Genomic DNA, 6243 nt, shown 5'->3' on the forward strand with positions numbered 1-6243 from the left:
CGCCAGGCAAGCAGCCTTTCGGCAAGCTCCAGCCGGACCGGCAGATAGGCCGGATCGGCAGCGACATTGCTCAGTTCGTCCTGATCCTTCTCCAGGTCGAACAGCAGCGGCGGCAGGCCGCCGGCGAAATGTACATATTTGAATTGTTTCGTGCGGATGACCGCCAGATTGCACTGGCGCGGACCGATGCCGAAATAGCGCTCGGCATCAGCGTCGGCAACCGAGCGGAAATCGAACTCCCAATGCGCGGCCTCGCGCCAATTGTCCGGCTCCCCGGCATCCAGGAACGGCTTCAGCGATTGTCCGTCGAGATGCGGCGGGAATACCTCGCCAAGCAGATCGAGCAATGTCGGCGCTATGTCGACTGCTTCGGTGAAGCGGTCGACGCTGGCGCCGGCCGCCTTGCGGCGACGCGGGTCGCGGATGATCAGCGGAATATGAAAACTACCGTCGAAGAAGCCGCCCTTGCCCAGCATGAAATGGTCGCCCATCATCTCGGCATGGTCAGAGGTCAGCACGATGATGGTGTCGTCCCAGGCATCCGCCGCCTTGACCACCTGCCAGATGCGGCCAAGCTGCGCGTCGACTTCCGAGATCATGCCGTAATAAAGCGCGCGGATGCGGCGAAAATTGTCGTCGCCCCAGTCGCGCACCTTGCCCTCTGCGCCGGGGCGGAAATTTGCCCGCTGCTGCTGCCCAAGTTCATAGGCAAGGTAGGGGTGGCTCTGCGCCTCGGCCTGCCAGTTCGCGGCGCGGCGGAAGGTTGTTCCGTCGGCTGGATCATACATCTTGTTGTAAGGCTCCGGCACGATGAAGGGCGGATGCGGGCTGAGGAAGGAAAGATGCGCAAACCACGGTGTACCGCGCTCCTGTTCGCCGAGCCAGCGGACGAATTCGCCGGTCAGGAAGGCGGCTGGGGTCTCGTCCTTCGAGTAGACGGGCGGTGAGGTGGTCACGGCGCCGTCCGTCGTGGCAGCAACGATTTCGTCCGCTGGGCGATGGATATCGGGAAAACCGGCGCTGCTATCGATGCCGCGCGCCTTGAGCCATGACAGCCACGGTTTCTGGTGCTCCGGCAGGAGTTGGCGCACGGTGAAGCCGGGCAGCACGCCTTCATAGCTTTTCAGCCGCGGGTCGCCTGGCGTCAGCGTGCGCGGATCGGGCGACACATCGGTATAGCCGAACAGCGTCGGATCATAGCCGAGACTGCGTGCCGAGAGTGCGATGTTGCCATGGCGAGCGTCGAGCGGCGTGCCGTTGCGGCAGACGCGGTTGTTCATCTGGTAAAGGCCGGTGTAGAGGCAGGCGCGTGCCGGCGAGCAGGGCGCCGCCCCGCCAAAATGCTGTCGAAACAGCACACCCTCGGCGGCGAGCGCATCGGCATTCGGCGTTCGCACCACCTTGTGGCCTGCCGCCGACAGGCAGTCGCCGCGCCACTGGTCGCAGGTGATCAGGAGAACATTCGGGCGTCTGTCTTTTCTGACCAATGCTGGTGTCCTTCATTGAAAACCTGTCGCGAATACCTGCCGATCACGGGAGCCGAATTTTTGTGGCGACACAAGCCTCAGGTGTTCGCAAAACGGTGAACAAAAGTCGCTTTATTGTTCACTTATAGAGCACAGTCTATTCTGTGTTTGCGGCCTTTGCCGCCGGCTGGCGGCTCCTCATATTGGCGTGGACCGCGGCATGGGCCGCACAGGACAAGGAAGGAGCAGGAAAATGCTCAACCAGATCAGGGGTCTGCATCACGTCACCTCGATGGCCAGGGATGCGCGCCAGAACAACGAGTTCTTCACAAAAAAGCTCGGCCTGCGCCGGGTCAAGAAAACCGTCAATTTCGACGCGCCGGATGTCTACCATCTCTACTATGCCGACGAGCTCGGCACGCCCGGTTCGGTGATGACCTATTTTCCGTTCCGCAACATCGGCAAGGGCCGCCACGGCGTTGGCGAGGTCGGCACCACGGTCTATTCGGTGCCCGAAGGCACGCTTGCCTATTGGGAAAAGCGTTTTGCCGATGAGGGCGTCGCCGGGCTGTCGCGCGAAGAGAGCTTCGGCGACAAGCGCCTTGGCTTCGCCGGTCCCGATGGCGACGGGTTTGCGCTGGTCGAGAACAAGGCCGACACCCGTGCGCCATGGGCGAAGGGCGATGTTCCGTCCGACGAGGCGATCCGCGGCTTTCACTCGGTGTCGCTCAGGCTGAAGGACGGCGGCGCCACGGAAGAGCTGCTGAATTTCATGGGCTATGAGGAAGTCGACACGTCCGGCACTATAAAAAGGCTGGCGCTGAAGGACGGCAACGGCGCCAACATCGTCGATATCGAATCGCTGCCGGGCGCCGCATTTGCCGATCTCGGCGCCGGCTCGGTCCACCACGTCGCCTTCGCTGTCGAAAACCGCGCCAAGCAGCTCGAAGTGCGCAAGGCGCTGATGGACACCGGCTACCAGGTGACGCCGGTGATCGACCGCGATTATTTCTGGGCGATCTATTTCCGCACACCGGGCGGCGTGCTGTTCGAAGTCGCCACCAACGAGCCGGGCTTCGATCGCGACGAGGACGCCGCCCATCTCGGCGAGGCGCTGAAGCTGCCGTCGCAGCACCAGCATCTGAGGCCCTATCTCGAGCAACATCTGCAAAAGCTGGAAGACTAAAAGCGCATCGCGTTTGACCAGGTTGGGCGACGCGCTTTAGTTTGGTTTTGTGCATGTCGTCATCGCAAAACCGCTGCGCACTTTTGCGCGACATGCATTAAGGACAAGGCCATGAGCAAGGACGCTTACACCTATAGGACACTGCCGGGTTCGCCTGATGGATCGCTGCTCTTCGTCTTCCACGGCACCGGGGCCGACGAGAACCAGCTTCTGTCGCTCGGGCGTGATCTCGCGCCGCAGGCGACTATCGTTTCGCCGCGCGGCGATGTCTCGGAAGACGGTGCTGCGCGCTTCTTTCGCCGCACCGGCGAGGGCGTCTACGACATGGACGACCTGGCGCGGGCGACGGACAAGATGATTGGCTTCGTCAAGGCGCACATCGGGGCGCATGTCGAGGCGTCAAAGCCCGCGTCGGTGCTTGGACTCGGCTATTCCAACGGCGCCAACATCCTGGCCTCGGTGGTGTTCGCGGCGCCCTCTCTGTTCGACGCGGCGGTGCTGATGCATCCGCTGATCCCATTCGAGCCGGAAATCGAGGGAAGTCTCGCCGGCCGCCGCATCCTGGTCACAGCAGGCAGGCGCGATCCGATCTGTCCGCCCAACCTGACGTCGCGGCTAGAAGCCCATTTGCGCGCCGATGGCGCCGATGTCACAGTGGAGTGGCACGACGGCGGCCATGAGGTGCAGTCGAACGAGATCGAGGCGGCGCGGCGGTTCCTGTCCGCTACGCCGGCAGAAGGAGCGTAAGCAATGCCTGACCAATTGCCGGAGGTCGAACTGGAGGATCGCGGTTCCAAGGGCCGTTATCTCCTGCGCGGGCCTGACGGCGCCGAGGCGGAGATGACTTTTACCAAGGTCGGCGAGCACCAGATCATCATCGACCACACCGAAGTGCCGGATGCGTTTCGCGGCCAGGGCGCGGGACTTAGGCTCGTTACCCGCGCCGTCGAGGACGCGCGCGCGGCGGGCAAGAAGATCATTCCGCTCTGCCCGTTCGCCAACGCCCAGTTCCGGCGTCACCAGGAATGGGCCGACGTGCTGAAGCAATAGCGCCGGTCCTGGCGCCAAGCCTCGGCGCACGATGACGGTTGCGGGCGGGCAGCCACAAGCGCTCGCTTCAATTGCGCAGATTGCCAGTCTTGCCAGTGGCCATTCTTACCCCGTGGCCAGCCTTGGCCACTGGGTCGTCTTGCCTAGTGGGTATTGCCTTGCCTAAGTAGGATATTGCCCGCCCGACCAATCGAACCGAGATGATCCCTTGATGACCGAAACCGATCTTGTTCCCGTCTTCGACGGCCACAACGACACGCTGCTCAGGCTCTATCAGTCGAAAGACGCGGATGTCGAAAAGCTGTTCATCGAGGGAACATCGGGTGGCCACATCGACCTGCCGCGCGCGAAACAGGGCGGCTTTGCCGGCGGCATGTTCGCAATCTTTCCGCCGCCGGTCGAGAAATCCAAGCGCAGTGCGGTTCCTCCCGCGCCAAGCGATATCGAGCCCTTGCCGCCCGAAATTCCGCGCGCCGACGCGCTTGCTTCCACCATCGCCATGGCCTCGATCCTGTTCAGGCTGGAACGAGCGTCGGCGCTCACCGTCTGCCGCAGCGCCGGCGATGTGCGAAACGCGATGGCGCAAGGGTCGATCGCAGCGGTGTTCCATATCGAAGGCGTCGAGGCGATCGACCCCGAACTGACCATGCTCAACGTGCTGCATGCGGCCGGCTTGCGCTCGCTCGGCATCGTCTGGAGCCGCCCGAACGCTTTCGGCCATGGCGTGCCGTTCCGTTTCCCGTCGACGCCCGACACCGGACCTGGCCTGACCGATGCCGGCAAGGCGCTGGTCAAGGCCTGCAACCAGCTCGGCATCATGGTCGATCTTTCGCACCTCAACGAGAAGGGGTTTCGCGACGTCGCCGAGATCAGCGACGCACCACTGGTCGCGACCCATTCCAATGTCCATGCGATCTGCGGCCATTCGCGTAACCTCACCGAATGGCAGCTCGGCGCGATCCGCGACTCGGGCGGCATGGTCGGGCTGAATTTCGCGACCGGGTTTTTGCGCGAAGACGGCAGGATGAATGCCGATACCAGTATCGACGTCATGGTGCGCCATGTCGATTCACTGCTGCAGGCTTTGGGCGAAGACGGCGTCGGGCTCGGGTCCGACTTCGACGGCGCCATGATCCCGGCTGTGGTCGGCGACGTCACCGGCCTGCCGAAGCTGCTCGACGCGTTCGCCGCGCGCGGCTTCGGTCGCGCGCTGATCGAGAAGATCGCCTACCGCAACTGGATAAGCATGCTGGAAAAGACCATTGGCTAAAGCGGGCCGCCGGGCGGAGCAGCCAGCAACCTGCAATTCGATCGAGCGGGGTTTGATGATCTCGACAGGACCGTTGTCTCCGAAGCTCAAGCCGCGGATGATTGCGGACTTCGAGACCTTCAGGGCCGGCTCTTGAAGCGCCAGACCGTACGAACCGATGTCGCCATCGTCGGCGCCGGCTTTACCGGCCTGTCAGCCGCGCATGAATTGAGCAAGGCCGGCATCGATCTTGCGCTGCTCGAGGCGCGCGGCCGCGTCGGCGGGCGGGTCGAGTCCCAGTGGAACGGGCTTGGCGAGCGGATCGACAGCGGCGGTCAGTTCCTGTGCGAGGACATGCCGGAACTGATGGCCCTGGTGCGAACGCGCGGCAAGACGTTGGTCGAGACCTATGCTAAGGGCGAGTTCGTTGCCCAGCCGCTGACCGGCGCAAAGCAAGTCGAGCGAATCTACCACGCCTCGATGTCGATCCGCGACCGCATGAACGCGATCGCACCGGGCGATCCGGCTATCGCCGGCTTGACCGTCGCCGCATGGCTCGATCGCCAGAACGATCCTGGCGAGGCCAAGGCGGCTTTCCGCTCGATGATCGAGGGCCTGTGGTGCCAAGCGCTTGAAAAACTGCCGCTTTGGCACCTCATCGACAATGACCGCCGTATCACCAACGAGGTGTCGGAGCTGCAGTATTTCGTGCACGAAACCATGCAGTCCCTGGCGGATGATCTGGCTGGCGATCTCGGCAACCGCCTGCGATTGAACACACCGGTCAGAACGATCGAGCGCAGACCGGGACGCGTTCGTCTCGCGTCGACGACGGGCTCGATCACGGCTCGAATAGCGCTGATCGCCATGCCGCCGATGATGGCTTCGAAGCTGGACTTCGCGCCGCCGCTGCCGGCTGCCTTGCAAAAGGTTCTCGGCGTCTGGCAAAGCGGCGCGGTGATCAAAATACAGCTGCGCTATGCCACCGCCTTTTGGCGCGCCAAGGGCCTGAGCGGCATGGTGATGTGGCGGGATCCGCCGGCACTTTTTGCCTGTGACGTCAGCAAGGATTGTGGCCACCCTGCGTTGGTCGTCTTCGTCGGCGGGCCGCTTGCCCTCCGCTGGCGGGAACTGGGAGATGCCGCGTTGCGCACCGAGGTTATGGCGCGGCTGAGGCAGGCGCTCGGCACGGACGCTGACGGCTTCATCGACTTCAGCTGTCGCGACTGGACCGATGATCGCTGGAGCGGTGGCGGCTACGCCGATCTCATCATCGATACGAGCGCCACCGA

General features: G+C 63.4%; 6 protein-coding genes. 5 read left to right on the forward strand and 1 reads right to left on the reverse strand.

Features of this window, described 5'->3' with window-relative positions:
• Window positions 1-1487, reverse strand: a 1487-nt coding sequence (locus AC0L3D_RS35695; RefSeq protein ID WP_473647421.1) for an alkaline phosphatase family protein, incomplete at its 3' end; no start/stop codon positions are given.
• A gap of 232 nt (window positions 1488-1719) precedes the next feature.
• Here AC0L3D_RS35695 and AC0L3D_RS35700 point away from each other — a divergent pair.
• The 5 genes from AC0L3D_RS35700 to AC0L3D_RS35720 all read left to right on the forward strand — a co-directional run.
• Window positions 1720-2652: a VOC family protein gene (locus AC0L3D_RS35700; protein ID WP_473628673.1), complete on the forward strand. Its 933-nt coding sequence runs from the start codon at window positions 1720-1722 to the stop codon at window positions 2650-2652.
• Window positions 2653-2763: 111 nt separating this feature from the next.
• Complete coding sequence (locus AC0L3D_RS35705) at window positions 2764-3399, forward strand: alpha/beta hydrolase (RefSeq protein WP_023797122.1); 636 nt, start codon at window positions 2764-2766, stop codon at window positions 3397-3399.
• A gap of 3 nt (window positions 3400-3402) precedes the next feature.
• A complete protein-coding gene (locus AC0L3D_RS35710) occupies window positions 3403-3702 on the forward strand; it encodes a GNAT family N-acetyltransferase (RefSeq protein WP_023797123.1) in 300 nt (99 codons plus the stop codon).
• Window positions 3703-3913: 211 nt separating this feature from the next.
• Complete coding sequence (locus AC0L3D_RS35715; RefSeq protein WP_473647422.1) at window positions 3914-4972, forward strand: dipeptidase; 1059 nt, start codon at window positions 3914-3916, stop codon at window positions 4970-4972.
• Between the two features lie 132 nt (window positions 4973-5104).
• On the forward strand, window positions 5105-6243 hold a 1139-nt coding region (locus AC0L3D_RS35720), incomplete at its 3' end, for a flavin monoamine oxidase family protein (RefSeq protein ID WP_473647423.1).

It is taken from the genome of Mesorhizobium sp. WSM4837, assembly GCF_055811435.1.